The organism is Aminiphilus sp., assembly GCF_029975095.1.
Classification (GTDB): Bacteria; Synergistota; Synergistia; order Synergistales; family Aminiphilaceae; genus Aminiphilus.
On sequence record NZ_JARKPW010000155.1, the window covers coordinates 1 to 20,387 of the forward strand.

A 20,387-nucleotide genomic window follows, 5' to 3' on the forward strand; every position below is an offset into this window, starting at 1 on the left:
CCGTAGCGGACTCCGTCGTAGCGGGCGAGGTTGGAACTGGCCTCTGCGGGAGCCAGAATGTAATAACAAGCCAGGCCGAACCCGATGGTGACGGGCAGGGAGATGTCCACCAGTTCGGCCCCCGCATCCTGGCAGACCCGGGCCGCGTGAACCAGCGTGTTGCGCAGCTCCGGATCCACGTCGAATCCGGAGAATTCCTTCACCAGCCCGATGCGCTTACCCCGGAGCGAATCGGTCATCATGGCGTCGAGATACCGTGGACGCGGCTCGGTGCCGCACGTGGCATCCTTCGGATCCGGCGCGGCGATGGCGTCCAGGGCGAGAGCCAGGTCACCCACATCCCGTGCGAAAGGGCCGATCTGGTCGAGAGACGAGGCGAAAGCCACAAGGCCGTAACGGCTCACAAGACCGTAGGTGGGTTTGAGCCCGTGAACACCGCAGAAGGCAGCGGGCTGCCGGATGGATCCTCCCGTGTCGCTGCCCAGGGCGAGCGGTGCAAAACCGGCGGCGACGGAGGCGGCACTTCCTCCCGAACTGCCTCCGGGAACGCGGGAGAGATCCCAGGGGTTGGCGGTGAAACCAAACGCGGAGTGCTCCGTGGAGCTTCCCATGGCAAACTCGTCCATATTGGCCTTGCCAAGAACCACCGCCCCCGCCGCCTCAAGTGAGGTGACCACCGAAGCGTCGTAGGGGGGAATCCAATTCTCCAGCATCCTGCTGCCACAGGTGGTCCGCACTCCCCTGGTGCACATGTTGTCCTTCAGAACCACCGGAACACCCGCCAAAATCCCCGGCTCCTCGCCGCGGGCATGCCGCTCGTCCAGCTCCGCCGCCCTGCGCAGGGCTTCTTTTTCGGTGACGGTGAGCAGGGCGAAAATCTCCGGATTGTGGACCTTCAACCTGGCAAGATGTGTCTCCACCACCTCGGAGACGGAAAGCTCCCCGCGCACCACTGCTTCGGTGATGCGCCACGCGGGCAACTGCCAGAGTTCCATGTCACTCAGCCTCCCCGAGAATGCGCGGAACCCGGAAGAAATCACCCTCCCGGGCCGGTGCCGCATCGAGCGCCTCATCCCGGAGATGCCACGTCCCGGGTATATCGTCCCGCAGAAGTGTCTTCCTGACCTTGTCCATGGCGAAGGGGTCCACGCCGGTCACGTCGAGGCGTTCCAGTGAATGAAACTGTGTGAGTATGTCGTTGAAATGCCTCTGAAAGGAAGGAATCTCCTCCTCGTGGACTTCCAGCCGTATCAGGGCGGCCACGCGCCGCACTTCGTCCTCGGAAACAGTCATGCACAACGCCTCCTCACTCTGGGTGGTCCGGAACAACTCCTCCCTCCGGCGCCGGAGAGGCCGCGAAGGGAGAATCGTCGTTCCGGAATGGTTCGATCAGCTGCCAGAACTCCTCCTCGGAAGCAATCCTGCAGCCGAGGGCCGTCGCTTTCTGAAATTTGCTTCCCGGATTGCGGCCCACGACGACGAAGGATGTTTTCGCACTTACACTCGAGGTGGGAAGGCCGCCGAGACGCTTCACCAGTTCCTCCACCTCTCCGCGGGTCGCCCGCTCGAGATCTCCGGTGAAGACGATCCGCATGCCGAGGAAGGGACGTTCCATCGGGACATCCGCGTCATTCTCCGGAGAGGAAGACGGCGCCGTCTCCCAGGCAACGCCCTTTTCCCGAAGGCGCCGAAGCATGATCCGGTTCTCCGGATCCTCCCCAAAGGCCCGCACCGACGCGGCGATGCGGGAGCCGACACCATCCACGGCGGCGAGTTCTTCCTCCGTCGCGGCCAGAAGAGCTTCCATACCGCGGAATCGTTCGGCGAGCAGCTCTGCGATCCTGCTCCCCACGTGCCGGATGCCCAGCGCAGCAAGCAGTCGGGCAAGAGGACGGCGGCGGGATGCTTCAATGGCCGCGACGAGCTTCCGGGCCGAGGTCTCTCCCATGCGCTCCAGCCCGGTCAGATCTTCGGTGCGGAGATCGTAGAGATCCGCAAGATTCTGCACCAGCCCCCGCTCCACAAGCTGGTCCACGAGCTTTTCCCCGAGGCCGCGGATGTCCATGCCGCTCCGAGAGGCGAAATGGCGGAGTCCTTCCTTGATCTGGGCCGGACAGGATCTGTTGGGGCAGCGAAGGGCCACCTCGTCGGGCAGGGTCACCACCGGAGAACCGCAGACAGGACAGCTTCGGGGAAGCAGAAAGGGAGGTGGAGCGTCTTTTCGGGCATCCCGATCCACCCGGACGATCTCCGGGATGATCTCTCCGGCCTTTCGGACCCATACATAGTCCCCCACGCGCACGTCCTTGCGCGCCACCTCGTCCTGATTGTGGAGGCTCGCCCGCTGGACCACCGTGCCCGCGAGATGGACGGGCTCGAGAATCGCCACGGGGGTGAGAGTGCCCGTGCGACCTACGGAGACGACAATCTCCCGAAGAAGCGTTCGCTTTTCCTCCGCAGGGTACTTGAAGGCCACGGCCCAGCGAGGCGCCTTGGCAGTCCGTCCCAGGACATCCCAGAGACGGAGGTCATCCGCCTTGACCACCACACCGTCCGTGACGTAGGGCAGAGAGAAGCGCGCTTCCTTCCAATGGGCGATGAACGTGCAGGCCTGCTCCAGGGATTCAACCCTCCGGGACGAATCCTGAACGGGAAAACCGAGATCCCTGAGCCATTGAAGCGTCTCGATCTGGCCTGTGAGCCCTCGCTGGATCGCATCGGGAACGAAATAGGCGAAGAAACGGAGCTTTCGCGACGCCGTCACGGCGGGATCAAGCTGGCGCAACGCTCCCGCGGCGGCATTGCGCGGATTGGCGAAGAGCGGCTCCTCCCGCTCCTCCCGCTCTTCGTTGAGAGCGGCGAAATCCTCCCGGCGCATGTAGACCTCTCCGCGGACCTCCAGCCGTCCGGGAACGGCCTTGCGGAGGGAGAGGGGAAGGCCCCGGAGGGTTCTGAGATTCGCCGTCACCTCTTCGCCGACGAGGCCGTCCCCTCGGGTGGCACCGCGGACGAAAAGACCGTCTTCGTACAGCAGGGAGACGGCCAGACCATCGATTTTGAGCTCGCAGGCGAAACCGCGGAGACCCTCCCGCCACAGATGTCCTTCCGCCTCGCGGAGGCTTCGGGCCCAGAAGGCCCGAAGTTCCTCCCCGGAGAAGACGTTGTCCAGACTGAGCATGGGCGAGAGGTGCGCGACCTTGACGAACCCCTCCCGAGGCGCTCCACCGACCCTCCGGGTGGGCGAGTCGGGCGTGACCAGGTCCGGATGTTTCGCCTCCAGCTGCTGCAACTCCCGGAGGAGTGCATCGTAGGCATCATCCTGAAGCTCCGGCGCATCCTCCACATAGTACAGATATTCCGCCCGGGTGATGGCACTGCGAAGCTCCAGGACGCGGCGCGCCGCTTCGTCCTCCGCGGCGCCCGAACCGTTGTCTCCGACCCCCGGGCGCAGGTCATCCCTGTCGGGCATGGGGACGCCGCCTCCGGTCATTCCCGCGGACGCATGGCCGGGAAGAGGATCACGTCCCGGATGGACCTGGAGTCGGTGAGGAACATGACAAGACGGTCGATGCCGATGCCCAGCCCACCCGTGGGGGGCAGCCCGTACTCCAGGGCGGTGACGAAGTCCCCGTCGAAGGCATGGGCCTCCTCGTCGCCGGCCTCTTTCTTCGCCTGCTGATCCAGGAAGCGCTCCTTCTGGTCGAAGGGGTCGTTGAGCTCGCTGAAGGCGTTGGCCACTTCCTTGCCGTAGACGAAGAGTTCGAAGCGGTTGGTATAGTCCGGATTGTCCGGATCACGCTTGGCCAGGGGAGAAATCTCCACGGGGTGCTTGAGCACGAAAGTGGGCTGCACAAGCTTCTCCTCGACGAATTCCTCGAAGAAACGACTCAGGAGCAGGAAACGACTTTCCTTTCCCGTGATCTCGAGTCCTTTCCGCTTCGCCGCCGCCCGGGCCTCCTCGTCGGTCTCGAAAGCGCCGAAATCGACGCCGCAATGATCCTTCACGAGGTCCATCATGGTGGCTCTGCGGAAAGGGCGTTCGAAACTGAGGGGCGTTCCCTGATAGACCGTCTCCGTCGCCCCGACTTCCTCCGCGGCGGCCACGATGATTTCCTCCGTGAGGTTCATCATGTCCTCGTAGTTTGCGTAGGCCCAGTACACCTCCATGGCGGTGAACTCCGGATTGTGCATGGTGTCGACACCCTCGTTGCGGAAGTTCTTGCCGATCTCGTACACCCTGCCGAACATTCCCACGATGAGGCGTTTGAGATACAGCTCCGTGGCGATCCGGAGATACATCTCCTGACTCAGTGCATTGTGGAAGGTGATGAAGGGTCGTGCGTTGGCGCCGCCGGCAATGCTGGAGAGGATGGGCGTCTCCACCTCGAGCGTTCCGTGATTCTCCAGCACGCGTCGCACCGTGTTGATGATGCGGGAGCGCTTCCGGAACGTCTCCCGTACCTCGGGGTTTGCGATGAGATCCACATAGCGCTGGCGATAGCGCACTTCCGTGTCCTTCAGGCCGTGCCATTTTTCCGGCAGGGGACGCATGGCCTTGGAGAGGAGCGTGAAGGACTCCACGAGAATCGTCAGCTCCCCCCGCTGCGTCCGGAAGGGATGCCCCACCACGCCGAGAAAATCCCCCATGTCCACCCATTTCTTGAAAAAGCCGTACTCCTTTTCACCGAGAACGTCGAACTGGAAGCAGAGCTGAAGGCGGCACGTCTCGTCCTCCATGTGTGCGAAGGAAGCCTTGCCGTGTTTGCGCAGGGTCATGACGCGACCGGCGGTGACGATCCGGGCGTCCTCCGCGTGCTCGTTCTCCTGGAGTCCGCCATACGTCTCGAGAACGTGGGCAAGAGAGTGCTCCCGGAGGAAGCGCTCCTGGACAAAGGGATCGTACCCTTCCTCGTTCCGCAGACGTTCGAGTTTTTCCCTGCGCTGGGAGAGAATCTCCTCCTCAGGCATCTGTGCGCTCTTCTGTTCCTTCTCCTCCATAATCGTCGCTCCCTTCAACCGTTTCCTGCCATGCGTGCAGCACCGCCGCCACATCGTCCACCGTTCGCAGCGTACTGATGGTGGTGCGTAAATGGGCCGCTCCACGCGTGCCTTTAAACATACCCGAGAGAAAGCGCTTCATCAAGGAGAGCGCTCCCCTTTCTCCCTCCCGCTCCTTCATGCGGAATCCAAGCTCCATCAGAAGATCGACGCGGTCGGCCGGTGAGGGCAGACAGAGCGCCGGTTCCACAGGATATCCCAGTGCGGCGAGGCTTCGGGGAACCAGAAAAGGATCCCGCATGCCTCCCCGGGCAACGAGCACGCCCACACAACCCCGACGCAGGTACTCCAGCACGTCCTCCACCCGGTAGACATCGCCGCTGCCGCTGATTCTTTCCGGAAAAGCACGGGCGATGCGCTCCACCGCATCCCGATCGGCCTTTCCGGCATAGAGCTGTTTCTGGGTTCTTCCGTGCACGGAGACATGGTCCGCCCCGGCCTCGAAGAGCATCTCCACAAAGTTCTCCGTGGACAGGGGGTGTCCCTCGGCACAGAGGCGTATCTTCACCCATACGGGAAGGCCGAACTCCCCGAGGGCTTTCACCATGACCTCCGCGACGTCCGGTGTTTCGAGAAGCCGAGCGCCCTCGCCCCGGCGAACGACCTTTCGTACCGGGCAGGCCATGTTGAGCTGCAGCACCTGCGGCGGAGCCCCCCTGGCCAGAGCGACGGCGGTTCCTCTGCGGACGTCCTCGGCACCGCAGCCGAAAAACTGGAGCACGAGAGGCGCCTCACCCGTCTCGGGAAGCATGCGCGCCGTGGCGCGGTTTCCGTGGAGAAGCCCGGAAAGACTGATCATCTCCGTGTGAGTCAATCCGGCGCCGAGGCGACGGAACATCTCCCGCACGGGAAAGGCGCTCACGTCGGCAAGCGGCGCGAGCCAGAGCGGGTTCGCCACGGAGACACCACCCACGGCAATTCCGCCCGCCGTGCGTTCCGAAGGACATTCTGTCTCCGTCACGAGGCGGGCGACCCCCTCAGGCAAGGACATGGGCACTCCTGTCGGGACAATTCCGAAGGAAGAGCAGACGCAGCCCCTCCAGGGTAAGCCAGGGCTCCACCGTGCCGATGGTCTCGGCGAAGGGGGCCACCGCCGACGCCTGCCCTCCCGTCGCCACGAGGGGCGTCCGCACTCCCAGCTCCGCCCAGATTCGCCGCGCCAGAGAGTCCACGAGCCCCGCGTAGCCGAAGAGAATGCCCGACTGGATGGATTCCATGGTCGTGCGCCCGATGACCGAGGGCGGCGCCTCCAGGGCGACCTTCGGCAGTTTCGCCGTCTTTCCGAAGAGCGCTTCCATGCTCACGGAAAGCCCCGGGGCGATCGTCCCTCCGAGATAGGCCCCGTCTCCGTCCACCACATCGAGCGTAAGGGCCGTGCCGAAATCGGCGATGATGAGAGGAAATCCGAATTTCGCCACGCCCGCGACGGCATTCACGATCCGATCCGCCCCCACTTCAGCGGGAGCACGGTAGCGGATCTCCATACCCAGGTCGAGGGAAGGTCCCACCTTGAGACATTCGATGTTCAGGGCATTGCGGATTCCCTCTTGCCAGGGTGCCTCCAGGAGCGGAACGACACCCGCCGCAATGGCACCCCGGATGCGGCTCGGGGCAACCCCCGCCATCTGCATCAGGTTCAGGAGAAAGATCGTCAGCTCATCCGCGGTGCGCCTCTCGGACATGAGGCGCCAGGAGTGACGCAACACCTCTCCTTCGTAGATGCCCACCACGGTATTCGTGTTTCCCACATCCAGCACGAGCAACATCGTCTCTCCACCTCCGCATCCACCACCGACACGAGGAACACTATTTTTCCCTTTCGGCCCTTCGGTGTCACGCCCCGGAAAACGCCATGACACTCCCACTCAGGATGATCGAGATCAGGAATGTCCGTCCGCGGCCGATTCCGCAACTTCCAAGGACAAGAGCCGTCACCAGGAAGACCGTTCCACCCCCCAGCAGCCACGACCATTCCAGTGAAGCGGAAAGGAGCGTCGCCGCGCCGTCGGCGCCCTTCTCCCACCAGAGGAAGAGCCATTCCATCGCTCCTGCGGCATATCCGCCACCGGGAAGTCCTAAAAGGACCGGCAATGCCGCAAGGGACGCGAGGGGGAGCAGGACAGCGAAGACCGGGATGGCCACCATATTCACGAGCACTCCCGCAAGAGGGACGGGACCGAATACGGAAGCGCTGATACCCGCCGTGGCGACCCATGCCAGCAACCCCGCCGCGATTCCCTGCCGTGCCACGGAGAGAACGCTTTCCTCTTTTCCGCCGGGTTCACCCGCATCCCGCCGCCCGAGAAGATCCGCATAGGCTCCGAGAACGAGAACCGCCGTGACGGAAAGACGCCACCCCACATCCTGAAACCACCAGGGGCGCCACAACAGAAGCCCTGCGGCGACAACCGCCACGGCGTTCGTCACACCGCTTTTCCTGCCGAGGAACGCTCCCGTCAGAAAAAGCTGGACCATCGCCGCGGCCCGGAGTGCACTCGGTCCCGCTCCGGCGAGGAGCGCATATCCCCAGACAAGCCCCCCCGCAAGGAACATCCCGAGACGCCTTTTTCCCAGAAGCACCCAGACAAGAGCAGCCACGAGACCGACATGAAATCCCGAGACGGCCAGCAGGTGAGAAGTCCCCCACCGTCGATGCAGTTCCGCAAGTGTCGGATCCCGGCCTCCGAGCCACGCGGCGAGAAGGTGCCCCCGAACGCGACGAGGCAGCTCCAGCAGGATATGACGACGCAGAACGGAACGCCAGGCGGCGAGGCTCGCCCCGGAAACGCCTTCGTTGCGAACCGAGTAGGGACGCAGCACTGCACGGACACCCCTCGCCCACCAGAAGGGACGCATATCCAAGGAGCCGCTTCCTCTCTCCAAGGGTTCCGCATATCCCTGCACGGACAGAAGGTCGCCCTCTCTGTGGCCTCCGAAGGGCGACACGAAGAGAAGAAACCGTCCCTGAGGCAGATCGAGAAGAAGAGCCCGCATCCTGCCCCAGGGGCGCTCGAGCGTGACCGTACCCGTTCCCGACACGCCCCCGACAAAGTGGGGAGGCGTCGCTGTTCTCCAGGCGAGAAAACCGCACCCCAGAGCGGTGACGAGAAAAAGCGTTCCCGCAACAGCACCGTTCCAGCCGGCGAGAGCGCCGCCACTGCCGACCTTTTCCAGGGATTCGGGCGAAGACTCCGTTCCCGCCGCGACATCCGTGTCCGTCCCGCTCCCGAGCAGGAGAAACCCCGCCGCAAGCAGAAGTCCGACCCCCGCCGCAGGAATCACCGGCACACCCAAAGAAGAAACCCAAAGCACGGCGCTCCAGGAAAAGAGAGGAAGCAATGCCGGACAACAGGCGACGAGCCTCACGGGCCTACGGTCACAAGATCCTTCAAGGCGTCGAACTTCTTGGAACCGATGCCCCGCACGCGTTGCAAATCCTCAATCCTGCCGAAGGGACCGCGAGCCTCACGGTCCGCCACGATGGCCGCCGCAGTTTTGGGCCCCACACCGGGAAGTTTTTCCAGATCCGCCTCCGTGGCAGTGTTGAGGTTGATTTTGACCGCGCTCCCCCCCGTCCCCATGGAGCCAGACCTTGACGACGCAGAGGGGGCGGAAGCACCGGCGGACGGAACCCCTCCTCCGGAAGAACCGGATGCACCTCGCCGCGGTTCCTCCCCCTTCCGCGGCACATGGAAATGAACTCCATCCGCCAGGGGTGCCGCGAGATTCACCGCCTCCGTATCCGCCTCACCGGAAAAGCCACCCGCCCGCTCAAGAGCCGCATAGGCCCTCGATCCCGAAGGAAGGGCATAGACACCGGGACGGACCACGGCGCCGGTGACGTAGACGAACCACTCCTCCGGAACGGACGCGGAAGGTCGTACAGGAGACGGCGCCGAAACTCCTGCGGTGCCGCTTCCGGAACCGGCTTTTTCCTCCGGGCTCTCCCGAGTGCTCAGAAAAGGCAACGCGGAGCCCGCCTCGGTCGTGGGTGCTCCTCCGTGCCATCTTCCCGCAAAGAGACCCACAAGCCCCCAGGCGGCAAGAAGGCAGGCCACTCCCGCGGCAAGGACGAGCATTCCCCGAATCCGTGGAGAGAACATCGCTACGCGTCCTTTTCCGGGCAGGCACAGCAGGCACCGGAAGGACCACAGGGCGTCACCGCCGAGAGGGCCTTCCCCGGCAGTCCTCCCGGGACCATGCCCGGTGGAGAAGCGGCGTTTCCGGCGGGAACGTCCCGTGGAAGACGGCGATCTGCGGGAGGAAGGATTCGGCCTCTCAGACACCAGTGCTCACCCTGGAGGATCTCCACATGGACGAAATGTCCCAGGAGCGTCTCGGGAGCCTTCACCAGAACGACCTTGTCGTGAGGCGTGCGTCCCTGAAGGAGGTCACCGCCACGAGGCGCATGACCGTCCAGAAGGACCTCGAACACCCTCCCCTCACGGCTCTTGTTGATCTCCAGGGAAATTTCGCGCTGCAGGGCATTCACGACGCGAAGACGGTCCTGTTTCACCTCCTCCGAGAGATGGCCCTCCATGGACGCCGCCCGCGTGCCTTCCCTGACCGAATAGGCCGCGGTGTGCACCATGTCGAAGCGAAACCGCTCGAGACATGCGCAGGATGCACGAAAATCCTCCTCGCGCTCCCCAGGGAAACCCACGATGAGGTCGCTGGTAATTCCCGGAGCGACGAGGGTACTGCGGAGCTTGTCGATGAGAAGGGCATATCGCTCTACGGAATATCCCCGGTTCATGAGAGCGAGAATGCGATCGCTTCCCGCCTGGAGAGGAAGGTTGAGAGACGGGCAGACTGCGGGTTCCTCCGCCATGGCGGCGATGACCTCGTCGGTGAGATCCTTTGGATGGTTGGTGGCGAAGCGGAGGCGTTTCACGCCGGAAAGGCGTGCCGCCTGCCGCAGAAGGTACGCGAACGTCCATCCTTCCGCGGCGCCGTCGGTGCCGTAGCTGTTGACGTTCTGTCCGAGAAGCGTTATCTCCTGGACGCCATCGTCCACGAGCGCCCTGATTTCATCGAGAATCTCCCCGGGAGAGCGGGACTGAAAACGCCCCCGCACATAGGGGACGATGCAGTAGGAACAGTAGTTGTCGCAGCCGTGCGCGATGGAGACAAACCCTTTCCAGGGGTTGTCGCGCCTTTTCGGGGGCACGCAGAGATCACGCACTTCCCGGGGATCCTCGTCGAGGAGCAGGCGAAGCGCTCCGTCCCCGAGGCTTTTCGTCAGCGCCTCGGGAAGATCTCCCAAATGACGGGGACCCACCACGACCCGGATCCAGGGAAAACGACGGGCCATGCGCTCGCCCACACGAGCGGCCATACACCCCGCAACGGCAACAAGGGGGCGCTCCGTGTCCTTTCGCCCCGCGCCGACCCTGCCCAGTTCGCTCCATACCTTCTGTTCCGCCTTGTCGCGGATGCTGCAGGTGAGAAAGACGAGCACCCGTGCCTCCTCCTGCGACGTCTCGGTCCAGCCTCGTTCGACGAAAGCCGTGCGGAGACGGTCCGCGTCATAGACGTTCATCTGACATCCGAACACCCGCAGGAAAAAGGACGTCACGAAAAACACACCTCCAAAAAAAGAAAGACGGAGGCCCGTAGGCCTCCGGCGCGTCCGCCTTCAAACACCTCTCCGGCCTACTCCGCAGGTTCGAACATGTCCTTGGCGACGCCGCAGACAGGGCAAACCCAATCCTCGGGAATATCTTCGAAGGCCGTTCCCGGTGCAATACCGGAATCGGGATCTCCGTTGGCAGGATCATACACGTACCCACATACCGTGCAAATGTACTTCTTCATGATGCGTCAAGGCCTCCTCTCGGCTGAAAAAGCTGTACGCCTCCGGCAATTATAGAAGTCCCGGAGGTAAAACACAACCGAAAGAGGAACCCGTCCAGCGCGGAGCAAACGGGAAAGGACGCCTTCCGTCAGATCACGAAGAGTTCCCTGGGCAGATACTCGGTGAGGCAGACCGCACCGTTCTCTTCCATAAGGTAGTCGTCCTCGACGCGCACTCCACCCCGCCCCTCAAGGTAGACGCCCGGTTCCACCGTCACCACATCTCCCGCCTCCAAAATCTCCTCCGACCGGAAGGAAAGACGCGGCGCCTCATGGACCGAAAGGCCGATGCCGTGCCCGAGGCCGTGGGAAAAACACTCGCCCATGCCCGCCGAAACGATGACGTTTCTCGCGGCCTCGTCCACCGCCCGCACGGCAGCTCCCGTGCGGAGCGCCGCACTCCCCCGCGTCTGGGCCTCCAGGATCAGGGCATGCATGTTCCGCACCCAGGGGTCCGCCTCTCCCAGAGAAATAGTGCGAGTGATGTCGCACACGTACCCTTCGTAGCGAGCACCAAAATCGACGGTGACCCATTCTCCCCGCTCCATGGCACGATCCGTGGGACGTCCGTGGGGCAAAGCACTTCTCGGACCCGAGGCCACGATGAAATCCATGGTCCCCCAGCCACCGTCCGCTCCGGCTTCCCGGAGGAGAAACTCCAGAAGTGCCGCAACACGGCGTTCCGTCATTCCCGGCTCCAGCCGTTTGAGCATTTCGAGAAAGGCGAAGGATGCCCGCTTCGCCGCCTCCTCGATGAGACGACGCTCCTGTGCATCCTTGCGACGGCGGAGCCGGGGAAGCAGGTCCGACACGTCCTCCCACCACACGCCCATGTCCGCAAGCCTTCGGTACGTGGCGAAGCTGACCTTGTCTCCCTCGAATCCCACGGACTTGAGATGCCGACGCCGCAAAAGATCGCCGAGGACATCCAGAAGCCCCTGCCCATCCTGAGGAACGAGGGAGAAGGGACTCTGACGGCGCGCCTGGGCGAGATATCTCCCGTCCGTCACGAGAACCGCATCGTCCCCGGTGACGAGAAGCGCACCACTCGTCCCCCGAAATCCCGAAAGATAATAGACACTCTCCCAATTTACCCCCTCCTGCAGCAGAAGAACGAGGGCATCCACGTTCCGCTCCGCGAGCAGCGCCTGCGCCGCGGTAACCCGCCGCCACACATGCTCTCCCGCCATCAGGCAGCGCCTCCGTTTTCCCAATCGCCCTCCCGGGCCGCCGTCGCACTTCTCCCGCAACGGCGGGCGAAAAAGGCGAAGCGCAGATCAGAAGAAGGAAACAAAAGGCACATCAACGAGGCACCTCCAGAACCAGCAGTCTCCAGAGTTCCTCCCTTGCGTCGAAGGGAACGTTTCCCCCGGTCTCCACGAGGCTCCCCACCACGGAAAAGGGAATGCCCGCCCCGGAGAGACAACGTCCCGCCTCGTCCAGATGCTCCGGGGGCAGCACTGCAAGGAGCACACCGGAGGAGATGAGGTGCAGCGGATCGAAAGCGAGCGTTTGTGCACAGCGACGCGTGAGCGGGTGCACGGTCACCGCCTCGGGCAGGAGCCGAACCTCCGCCCGGGAGAGACGGGCAAGCTCGCCGAGTCCTCCGAGAAAGCCCCCCTCCGTCGGATCGTGGAGAAACCGTGCCCAGGGACGAAGAATCCTCGCCTCGGGCAGCACGGACAAGGAATCGCCCCAGGAACGGATCTCCCGGATTTCCTCCTGGGTGCAGCAGGCGTCGAGAAGGTCCGGGCGGTCCGCGGCGAGAATGGACATCCCCTCCAGGCCGACGTGCTTGGTCATGAGGAGCACATCCCCGGGTCGCATCTCCTCCGCTCGAAGACAGCGCTCCGCATAGCCGAGAAGCGTTCCCGAGAGCACCGGCGCAGCGTAGCGGTCGGAGAACTCCGTATGCCCTCCCACGATGGCGATGTTCAGTTCCAGACAGGCCTCGTGTATTTCTTCCATGAACGCCGCCGCGTCGCACTCGGTCATGCTGCGAGGGAGAATCATGGTCACCAACAGGTACGCCGGTTCACCTCCCTTGGAAGCCACGTCGTTGGCGTTCACATGCACGAGCAGTCGCCCCGCCCCTTTCGCGGCTCCCACCACCGGATCGGAGGCGGCCACGAGAAACGGTCCTCCCGGAAGAGCGATGACTGCAGCATCCTCCCCCACGGCGGGACCAACCAGCACATCTTCCCGGGGAGTTCCCCGGAAGGCGAGAATATGCTCCTCCAGCGCCCGAGGAGCCATTTTCCCCGTCGGCGCCCCAGGATTCCTCTCGGTGGTCATGAACACTCAACTCCTTCGTTCCTTTCGTTGCGACTATACAGACATCCGCAATATCCCTGACGATAGAGGCCGAGACGACGGCTTTCCTCCACGGAGCGTGCGAACCCGTTTCCCTTCCGCCAGATCCGATGCAGCCACCGAAGCCCGAACTGTTCCGCCACGGCGACTCCGATACGGTTGATCTCGTCGGGGTTCTTGTGGGGACTGATGGTGAGGGTCGTGCAGAGAACGCGACACCCCCGGCGCAGAGCCTCCCGGGCTGCGTTCTCGAGTTGAAGCCGAAAACAGCGTCGGCAGCGCTCGCCTCCCTCCGGCTCCGCCTCAAAGGGGGCAAGGAGACGAAACCACTCCTCCGGCGCGTAGTGCTCCACCACAAGACGCCGATGTTCCGCGGCGAGGCGTCGCACTGCGGCGAGGCGAAGGCGGTATTCCTCTTCGGGATGAATGTTCCCTCCGTAGAAATACCCCGTAACGGTGAAAGCCTCCTCCTCCAGCGTCGGCCAGGGAATCGTCCCGTCGGGGGCACAGCAGAGATGCAGAAGAAGCCCTTCCGCTTCTTTCCGCGGTTCCCTCCCGCTGTCTTTCAGCAGCGGCAAACCCGGCGTCTCCCCTTCCGGGACAAGACATCCCGAGGCCCCGTTCCTCCTGAGGTTTTCCCCCGTTTCCTCGCGAAGACGCTTCCGCACGGATCGACAGACCTCCATACCGACAGAATTTTTCGCGCAGGAAACATCCTGCTGGATGCGCCCCGCTCCCACCTGTGCTACTGTCTTTTCCATCCCGGTCCGGAAAGCGGGCCGTCAGGAAGATCCGAAAAAAGCGCTTTCCGAACACGTTCTTTTCGTCAGGAGGTTTTCCGCGATGCTCTATTTCTTGGTGAAATGGTTCTGCCGCCTTGTCTTCGCCGTCTACAACCGGCTCCGAGTGGAACGACGCGACCGGATTCCGTCCGGGAAGCCGCTCCTCCTCGCCTGCAATCACTGTAGTTACCTGGACCCCGTCGTCGTAGGCGCCGTCTTTCCCTACAGGCTCTCTTACGTGGCCTGGGACGATCTTTTTCGAAGACCCGTTCTGAAATGGCTCATTCCCCCCCTGGGGGCGATCCCCGTCTCGCAGGAGGATCACCAGAGCGCGGCGGCACTCCTCAAATTCCTCCTCGGCCTTCTCGCCAAAGGCGAACGGGTTCTCATCTTTCCCGAGGGAAAGCGTTCCCCGGACGGGCAGCTCCAGCCCCTCGAAGGCGGGGTGGCACTTCTCGCCCTGAAGACGGGCATTCCTGTCCTTCCCCTCTTCGTGACGGGGACCTTCGAGGCCATGGCTCCTACCATGAGGATACCCCGCCCCAGGAAAATCCGCCTCCGCTACGGCGAGCTTCTCGATCCCACAACGCTTCCTTCGGACATCCCCGAGCGGGAGCGCCGCGCACAGTTTCTCGCGCTTCTGGAGCAGCGTTTCCGCTCCCTTGAGGCCGAAATGAAACGCGCCGCGAAACCATGAGGCCCTCCAAACACACACCAGCGGCCTCTCCCGGCTCCGGAGCACCCCGAAAAAAGAGACTTCTTGCCGGGCGTACGGACACGCGGCTCAGGAAATTTCCGAAACCTCTTTCACCAGGCACTCCTCCGCTGCGTTTTTTCTTTTGCGCCTCGGCACCTCGACCTTCCGGAGCAGCACCATGCCCGTCAGAAAGAAAAGGACGAGCACGGGAGCACCCACACGAAGCGAGCCGAACAGATCCGCGAGAAGAGCGAACAGAAAGGGCCCCAGAATGCCCGCGAACTTGCTCGACATGTCGTAGAAACCGAAGTATTCCGCGCTCCGCTCGGGGGGAATGAGTTCCGCGTAGAGGGAGCGGGAGAGCGCCTGCGCCCCTCCCTGAACAACCCCGATGGAGAGGGCGAGAACCCAGAAGTGCCAGACCCCGTGGACAAAGAGAATACCCAGGCTGATCACACCATATCCCGCAAGACTCGCGAGAAGCGCCCTTTTTGTTCCCCAGGCTTCCGCAAGTCTCCCGAAGAGCATGGTGCAAGGAATGCCCACGAACTGCGTCGCCACGAGAGCACCGAGCAGATGACCTTCGGCGATCCCCAGGGAACTGCCGAAAATGACACCCATTTTCATGATCGTGCCGATACCGTCGTTATAAAGCCAGAAGGCGACGAGAAAACGCAACTGGTTGGGGTGTTGCCGCATGGACCGAAGAGTGTTCAGGGGACGACGCCAGACGGCACCGATATCTGCCCCCTCCGCCTCGGCGGGTGGCTCGGACACCCGCCTCAGAAGCGGAAGCGTGAGAAGAGCCCACCAGAGGGCGACACTCGCGAACGCGAGGCGGAATCCCCACAGTCCGGGCAGGAGAAACACCATGGCGACATTTGCGACCAGCAGAATGCCGCCACCGAGATATCCGAAGGCGTATCCAGCCGAGGAAAGTCCCGAGCGATCCTCCGGGGACGCGAGATGCACGAGAAACGCATCGTAAAAGATGGACGCCAGAGAGAAGGATGCCATTCCCACCGCCAGAAGCGCCAGTCCTGTTGCCCAGGCCCCTTGGGAGAGGAAAGCCATTCCTCCCGTCGCAGCGACACCCGTGGCGGTGAAAACAGCAAGCCCGAGCTTACGCTTCCCCCGGAGGTCTCCGAAAGACCCCGCGAGAGGAGCGATGACGGCGGAGAGGAGCAGCGCACCTCCCGCCACATATCCCCACAAGGCCGCCCCCCGGGCCTCCCCGAGGGACACCGCGAGAATGCGGGCGTAGAACAGCGGAAAGAGCACCGCCATGATCGTGGTGGCAAAAGCGGAATTGCCGACATCGTAGAGCACCCAGGCTCTCTGGCAGGGATCCTGCAGAGAACGTTTCCACTCCATGGGAAACCCCGATCACTCCCGGGACGCCGGGAGCACCTCGCAGTCCTCTTCTCCGACATCCTCCGCCGGGGGAGCGACGTCGGAAGGCGTGCCGCACGCTTCATCCGACGCGGCATCGACAAGCACCTCCGGGTGGGCACAGGTCACCGAAGAGGCGAAGATCAGGAATCCCGTGTGCCCCACCATGAGATCCTCCGGGCGGATGCGCCGGGGGTTCGTTTTGTACCCCCGGAGAAGGATCTCCACCACTTCGATCTGCACGAAGGCATTCGCTTCGAGCGCCTCCAGCGTCTGCTGGATCTGATTGAAAGTGGGCACCAGGATTCCGAGGCGACGCCCCGGAGCGAGAGCGCGCTTCGCCTCGGGAATATAAGCCCAGGGATTCTGGAGATCCAGAAAAACCGCGTCGGCTCCCTCTTCGTCGAATCCTTCTCCGCCGTCGAGATCACGCACCTTGAAAACCACCCGGTCGGCGACACCGAATCGTTCGCAGTTGGAATGAGCGAGTTCCGAGAAGGACTCCCGCCGCTCGTAGCTCACCACCCGCCCCGAAGGTCCCACAAAGGTGGCGAGAATGGTGGTGAAGCCCCCGGAGCCGCTGCCGCACTCCACCACCGTTGCTCCAGGAAACACGTCCAGGTGCAGCAACAAGTATCCCGCTTCCTTGGGATAAATGATCTGGGTGTTCCGCTTGAGACGCCGGGTGTATTCCCCGAGACTCGGCTTGAGCACGAGGAAGGGGCGTCCCAGGTGGGTATGCACGGTCTCGCCGTAGCCGGTATCAAGGATCGTGTCGTGGGGAATCTTGCCGAGATGGCTTCCCTGGACCGCTCCGGACTGAAGCCGCACAAGATAGGTCTCGCCCTTCGCCGGAGAGAGAAGGAGCACAAGGTCGCCTTCCTTGAGGCGGGACGCATCCCGCAAGGTCATGAACGGGCACCCGCCAGGCGGCGCACTCCTTCGGCAAGCTGTTCCGGTGCAAGTCCCATGGCCGCAAAAACCTCCCCCGACGGGCCGGAATCGCCGTAACGATGCACTCCGAAGGAGGCGAAACGCGGCGCGAGGCCGGCGTGGAGCAATCCGAGCCCCACTGAAGCGCCGAGGCCGCTCGCCACATGATGGTCCTCGCAGGTCACCACCAGTCCCGTGGAGGCCGCGTCACGAAGTGCCTCCACCTCGAGCGCGAGAGGACAGGAAACGACGAGGACCTTCACGGAAAGACCTTCGGCGGCGAGAAGTTCCCGCGCCTCAAGGGCTCTCCAGGCCATATGCCCCATGCAGAGGATCGCCCCGTCCGTTCCGTCCCGCAGAAGATCCGCTTTGCCGTAACGGAAAACGTATCCGTCACCGTAGAAGGGAGTTCCGTCCTCCCGGAGCAAGACCGGGAGCTTGCTGCGCCCCATGGCGAGACAGACGTTGCCCCGCTCGGAAAGAGCGTACCGGGTGGCCTTGTCGGTCTGGTTGGGATCCGCAGGCACGACGAGTTTCCAGCCGAAGGTGTTCCGGAAAAGTCCCACGTAGTCGATGCACTGGTGCGTCATGCCGTCCTCGCCGACATCGAGCCCCACGTGGGTGAGAGCTAATTTGAGGTTCGTACCGTTGATGTCGTTGAGGCGTTGTTGGTTGTAGACCTCGCAGATGCCGAAAACACCGAAGTCCGCCCAAAGGGGAACCACGCCGCCGAGGCTCGCGGCGCCCGCAGTGGCGGCGGTGGAATGCTCCTGGATGCCCGCCTGGATGAACCAGTCGGGACACTTTTTGGCGAAACCGTCCACCTTCACCGAGCCTGCGAGATCACAGTCGAAGACCACAAGGGGCGTCCGCCCCTCCCGTTTGTAGTTGCGCTCGCCCACGTCGGCGAGGGCCTTTCCGAAAGCGGAACGGTTGTCCGTCCTGTCCGACGCTCCGTAGCAAAAGGGCTCTCCCAAATCGAGCACCGCCGGAGGAAGCGAGGGGCGTTGCCCGTGCGGTGGCGGAGTGGCCCTGCGCCGACGGGCCTCCGCGAGGAGTTCCGGATCCGCTCCCAGTTCTTCCATGGCCCGGACATAGAGTTCCCCCGTCGCAGCCTTGCCGTGATAGTCGGGGCGATCCTCCATGAAGCTCACGCCATGCCCCATTTTTGTCCGACAGAACAGCACCGTGGGCAGATCGCCCGTCGCCGCGTCCCGGAGCGACGTGTAGAGCTGCCGCACATCGTGACCGTCGCACTCGAGAACACGCCATCCATCGGCCTCCCAGAGAGACCGGAGCGACGCGGGCATGATCTCCCCCGTTCTTCCGGAAATCTGGATGTCGTTGCAATCGATCAGGGCCGTGAGATTTTTCAGTTTCTCCTTGGAGGCCATGCGTCGCGCCTCCGCGATCTGCCCCTTCACCTGCTCTCCGTCACCCATGAGGACGAAGACACGGCCGTCCTTTCCCCGGATCCTCTGCGCCAAAGCGTATCCGACGCCCGCGGAGAGCCCCTGGCCGAGATTTCCGCTCCCCCAGTCGATGCCGGGGACATCCCGCTCCACATGTCCCTGGAAAGGGCTGCCGCAGGACCGAAAATGGGCCAGAACATCCCCGGGCTCCACAAATCCCCAGGCAGCAAGGGCCGCATAAGCCCCCGGAGAGGTATGACCGTGACTCACCACCACGAAATCCCTGTCGATTTCTCCCCAGTTTTCGGGCGTCACATTCGCGACACCGTACACGAGAAGATACATCTCCAGGCTGGAGAGCGAGCCCGCGGGATGTCCGCTGTCGGCAAGAGCAGTCATGGTGACGATCCAGGAACGGCACCGTTTTGCCGCCGCCTCGATCCGGGATACCGTCGCCTCGTCCGGCTCCGGCATGGGGAAATCTCGCAGGTTCACATCGTGCAGTATCATCGTTTCATCGCTCCTCCGCCACAATCGTTCCAAAACGCCCTTCATCCCCCGCGAGGGGGATTGCGACAATCGCGACCATTATAGACGTCCCGCTCCGTTTGGTACACCGAGCACGAGCGGGTTATACTGAAAGAGAGGGAGGAGAACACCCGACATTCCGGTCCTTTTTCCGGAGATGCGATACCGAGAACCACGATCTTCGTTCTTCAGGCCGCCCTCATTCATTCTTTTCACAACAAGGAGGAACCCCCGATGAGAAGATTGCAGCAGGGCTACACCACGTTTCTCGCAAAAAACGAGACGGCTTTCTACGAAAAGATCGCCCAGGGACAGCATCCGCACAGCTTCGTCATCTCCTGTTCGGACAGCAGGATCGTGCCGGAGCACATCTTCGGCGCCGCACCGGGAGAACTTTTCATACTCCGCAATGTGGGCAATCTCGTCACCCCGAAAAATCCCGCCTTCGCCGCAGCACTCACCTACGCCGTCTCCCACCTGAACGTGGAGAACGTGGTCGTCCTCTGTCACGGGGATTGCGGCGCAGTAAAAGGGTCAAAACATCCGGATCACCTTGAGACGGAACTGCAGGAATGGCTCGCGGAAGACCCTTATGACGGAGACACTCTGGAGGCGGCGATCAAGCGAAACGGCATCCGTCAGTTCGAACGGCTCCGGGAGCTTGTCCTCGTCCGGCAGGGACAGGTCACGAGAGGGCTCCGCATTCTCCTCCTCTTCTTCGATATCGCCACACGGCGCCTGGAGCGGTTCGAGCACGGAGCATGGGAACCGTTTCTGGAAGGGCACTCTCCGGACGCATAGACGAAAAGCCTTCCAGGCCCCTTTCGACCCTTTCGTTGAGTGCAGTCCCGAGGCGGAGGTAACGTTTCCCTGCCGGAAACAGTGCGGAAACCAGAACACCAGCGGCCTCCTCAGGGAGTTCCTGCGCAAAGGAAAGGATTTCCTGAGCGTGAGCCGGGAGGAGTGGGGCAGTACGTGTCGCTCTTCAACAACAGGCCGCGAAAGTACCTTGCGTGGCGCACTCCGGCGGAGCCCCATCGGAAGCTGACTCCACCTCCATTGCGTCTGCATTGACGATCCAAACCCTGATTGAAGCATACAGTCACATTCCGCCGTGGAAGCGGATGGTCTCGATCGCTGGATTGTGTGACCGGTCGCTCTCAGAGATGGCAGAAATAAAACCGTGGGAACAAGCCAAGGAGAAAATCCCAAACAGCGGGAAGGGGTGTGATCACCACACCCCTTCCCGCTGTTTCCATGAATGCTCTTCCCCGAAACTCCCCGGCCGCGGTTTCCTCAAGAAACCCCTCGTTTCAGAAAACGGATGCGGAGAGAACGGAAGACCTCCTCAATAGAAACGTTCTCAGCAGCCGAGGACGTCCTTCGCACACTTGTAGAGATTTTCCATGCCGAATG

Annotated in this window: 18 protein-coding genes; 2 read left to right on the plus strand and 16 right to left on the minus strand. The window is 62.9% G+C overall.

Features of this window, described 5'->3' with window-relative positions:
• The 13 genes from Q1K49_RS09495 to Q1K49_RS09555 form a co-directional block, all read right to left on the minus strand.
• Positions 1–995: amidase family protein (locus tag Q1K49_RS09495; protein ID WP_300525513.1), on the minus strand; the 995-nt coding region annotated here is incomplete at its 3' end.
• A gap of 1 nt (position 996) precedes the next feature.
• Complete coding sequence (gatC, locus tag Q1K49_RS09500; RefSeq protein ID WP_300525516.1) at positions 997–1,293, minus strand: Asp-tRNA(Asn)/Glu-tRNA(Gln) amidotransferase subunit GatC; 297 nt, start codon at positions 1,291–1,293, stop codon at positions 997–999.
• A 13-nt stretch (positions 1,294–1,306) separates the two neighbouring features.
• Positions 1,307–3,469, minus strand: a complete 2,163-nt coding sequence (ligA, locus tag Q1K49_RS09505) for an NAD-dependent DNA ligase LigA (protein ID WP_300525518.1) — start codon at positions 3,467–3,469, stop codon at positions 1,307–1,309.
• A gap of 17 nt (positions 3,470–3,486) precedes the next feature.
• Complete coding sequence (gene lysS / locus Q1K49_RS09510) at positions 3,487–4,998, minus strand: lysine--tRNA ligase (protein ID WP_300525521.1); 1,512 nt, start codon at positions 4,996–4,998, stop codon at positions 3,487–3,489.
• On the minus strand, positions 4,961–6,049 hold the full coding sequence (locus tag Q1K49_RS09515; protein ID WP_300525523.1) for a tRNA-dihydrouridine synthase: 1,089 nt from the start codon (positions 6,047–6,049) through the stop codon (positions 4,961–4,963). The genes lysS and Q1K49_RS09515 overlap by 38 nt, the downstream gene beginning before the upstream one ends.
• A complete protein-coding gene (locus tag Q1K49_RS09520) occupies positions 6,036–6,824 on the minus strand; it encodes a type III pantothenate kinase (RefSeq protein ID WP_300525526.1) in 789 nt (262 codons plus the stop codon). The genes Q1K49_RS09515 and Q1K49_RS09520 overlap by 14 nt, the downstream gene beginning before the upstream one ends.
• A 67-nt stretch (positions 6,825–6,891) precedes the next feature.
• Positions 6,892–8,370: a ComEC/Rec2 family competence protein gene (locus tag Q1K49_RS09525; RefSeq protein ID WP_300525527.1), complete on the minus strand. Its 1,479-nt coding sequence runs from the start codon at positions 8,368–8,370 to the stop codon at positions 6,892–6,894.
• Positions 8,371–8,420: 50 nt separating this feature from the next.
• On the minus strand, positions 8,421–9,161 hold the full coding sequence (locus tag Q1K49_RS09530) for a ComEA family DNA-binding protein (protein ID WP_300525529.1): 741 nt from the start codon (positions 9,159–9,161) through the stop codon (positions 8,421–8,423).
• 2 nt (positions 9,162–9,163) lie between these two features.
• On the minus strand, positions 9,164–10,636 hold the full coding sequence (gene miaB / locus Q1K49_RS09535) for a tRNA (N6-isopentenyl adenosine(37)-C2)-methylthiotransferase MiaB (RefSeq protein ID WP_300525531.1): 1,473 nt from the start codon (positions 10,634–10,636) through the stop codon (positions 9,164–9,166).
• Between the two features lie 77 nt (positions 10,637–10,713).
• Complete coding sequence (rd, locus tag Q1K49_RS09540; protein ID WP_084460283.1) at positions 10,714–10,875, minus strand: rubredoxin; 162 nt, start codon at positions 10,873–10,875, stop codon at positions 10,714–10,716.
• 128 nt (positions 10,876–11,003) lie between these two features.
• The gene (locus Q1K49_RS09545) at positions 11,004–12,104 is read right to left on the minus strand and encodes an aminopeptidase P family protein (protein ID WP_300525535.1); all 1,101 of its coding nucleotides are present in this window, start codon (positions 12,102–12,104) and stop codon (positions 11,004–11,006) included.
• A 112-nt stretch (positions 12,105–12,216) separates the two neighbouring features.
• Positions 12,217–13,209 carry an AIR synthase related protein gene (locus tag Q1K49_RS09550; protein WP_300525537.1) on the minus strand — a complete coding sequence of 331 codons (993 nt, stop codon included), beginning with the start codon at positions 13,207–13,209 and terminating at the stop codon, positions 12,217–12,219.
• Entirely contained in the window at positions 13,206–13,895 is a 690-nt protein-coding gene (locus tag Q1K49_RS09555; protein WP_366146060.1) for an epoxyqueuosine reductase QueH, read from the minus strand. The genes Q1K49_RS09550 and Q1K49_RS09555 overlap by 4 nt, the downstream gene beginning before the upstream one ends.
• Before the next feature lie 175 nt (positions 13,896–14,070).
• On the opposite strand from Q1K49_RS09555, the gene Q1K49_RS09560 reads away from it, so the two are divergent.
• Positions 14,071–14,706 carry a lysophospholipid acyltransferase family protein gene (locus Q1K49_RS09560; RefSeq protein ID WP_300525538.1) on the plus strand — a complete coding sequence of 212 codons (636 nt, stop codon included), beginning with the start codon at positions 14,071–14,073 and terminating at the stop codon, positions 14,704–14,706.
• 87 nt (positions 14,707–14,793) lie between these two features.
• Here the strand turns inward: Q1K49_RS09560 and Q1K49_RS09565 are convergent, their stop codons facing one another.
• From Q1K49_RS09565 to Q1K49_RS09575, 3 genes are read right to left on the minus strand one after another with little or no spacing between them, the layout of a single operon-like run.
• Positions 14,794–16,080 carry an MFS transporter gene (locus Q1K49_RS09565; RefSeq protein WP_300525540.1) on the minus strand — a complete coding sequence of 429 codons (1,287 nt, stop codon included), beginning with the start codon at positions 16,078–16,080 and terminating at the stop codon, positions 14,794–14,796.
• Positions 16,081–16,092: 12 nt separating this feature from the next.
• A complete protein-coding gene (locus Q1K49_RS09570; RefSeq protein ID WP_300525541.1) occupies positions 16,093–17,010 on the minus strand; it encodes a tRNA (adenine-N1)-methyltransferase in 918 nt (305 codons plus the stop codon).
• Positions 17,007–18,953 (minus strand): transketolase, encoded by a 1,947-nt coding sequence (locus tag Q1K49_RS09575; RefSeq protein WP_300525543.1) that lies wholly within the window; start codon positions 18,951–18,953, stop codon positions 17,007–17,009. The genes Q1K49_RS09570 and Q1K49_RS09575 overlap by 4 nt, the downstream gene beginning before the upstream one ends.
• A gap of 252 nt (positions 18,954–19,205) precedes the next feature.
• Between Q1K49_RS09575 and Q1K49_RS09580 the strand changes: the two genes are divergently transcribed.
• A complete protein-coding gene (locus Q1K49_RS09580) occupies positions 19,206–19,772 on the plus strand; it encodes a carbonic anhydrase (protein WP_300525544.1) in 567 nt (188 codons plus the stop codon).
• Positions 19,773–20,387: the final 615 nt, after the last annotated feature.

Excerpts from the sequence above, each read along its gene's own strand:
- gatC (WP_300525516.1), bottom strand. The coding sequence starts at position 1,293 with ATGACTGTTTCCGAGGACGAAGTGCGGCGCGTGGCCGCCCTGATACGG.
- ligA (WP_300525518.1), bottom strand. The coding sequence starts at position 3,469 with ATGCCCGACAGGGATGACCTGCGCCCGGGGGTCGGAGACAACGGTTCG.
- lysS (WP_300525521.1), bottom strand. The coding sequence starts at position 4,998 with ATGGAGGAGAAGGAACAGAAGAGCGCACAGATGCCTGAGGAGGAGATT.
- Q1K49_RS09515 (WP_300525523.1), bottom strand. The coding sequence starts at position 6,049 with ATGTCCTTGCCTGAGGGGGTCGCCCGCCTCGTGACGGAGACAGAATGT.
- Q1K49_RS09520 (WP_300525526.1), bottom strand. The coding sequence starts at position 6,824 with ATGTTGCTCGTGCTGGATGTGGGAAACACGAATACCGTGGTGGGCATC.
- Q1K49_RS09530 (WP_300525529.1), bottom strand. The coding sequence starts at position 9,161 with ATGTTCTCTCCACGGATTCGGGGAATGCTCGTCCTTGCCGCGGGAGTG.
- rd (WP_084460283.1), bottom strand. The coding sequence starts at position 10,875 with ATGAAGAAGTACATTTGCACGGTATGTGGGTACGTGTATGATCCTGCC.
- Q1K49_RS09545 (WP_300525535.1), bottom strand. The coding sequence starts at position 12,104 with ATGGCGGGAGAGCATGTGTGGCGGCGGGTTACCGCGGCGCAGGCGCTG.
- Q1K49_RS09550 (WP_300525537.1), bottom strand. The coding sequence starts at position 13,209 with ATGACCACCGAGAGGAATCCTGGGGCGCCGACGGGGAAAATGGCTCCT.
- Q1K49_RS09560 (WP_300525538.1), top strand. The coding sequence starts at position 14,071 with ATGCTCTATTTCTTGGTGAAATGGTTCTGCCGCCTTGTCTTCGCCGTC.
- Q1K49_RS09565 (WP_300525540.1), bottom strand. The coding sequence starts at position 16,080 with ATGGAGTGGAAACGTTCTCTGCAGGATCCCTGCCAGAGAGCCTGGGTG.
- Q1K49_RS09570 (WP_300525541.1), bottom strand. The coding sequence starts at position 17,010 with ATGACCTTGCGGGATGCGTCCCGCCTCAAGGAAGGCGACCTTGTGCTC.
- Q1K49_RS09575 (WP_300525543.1), bottom strand. The coding sequence starts at position 18,953 with ATGATACTGCACGATGTGAACCTGCGAGATTTCCCCATGCCGGAGCCG.
- Q1K49_RS09580 (WP_300525544.1), top strand. The coding sequence starts at position 19,206 with ATGAGAAGATTGCAGCAGGGCTACACCACGTTTCTCGCAAAAAACGAG.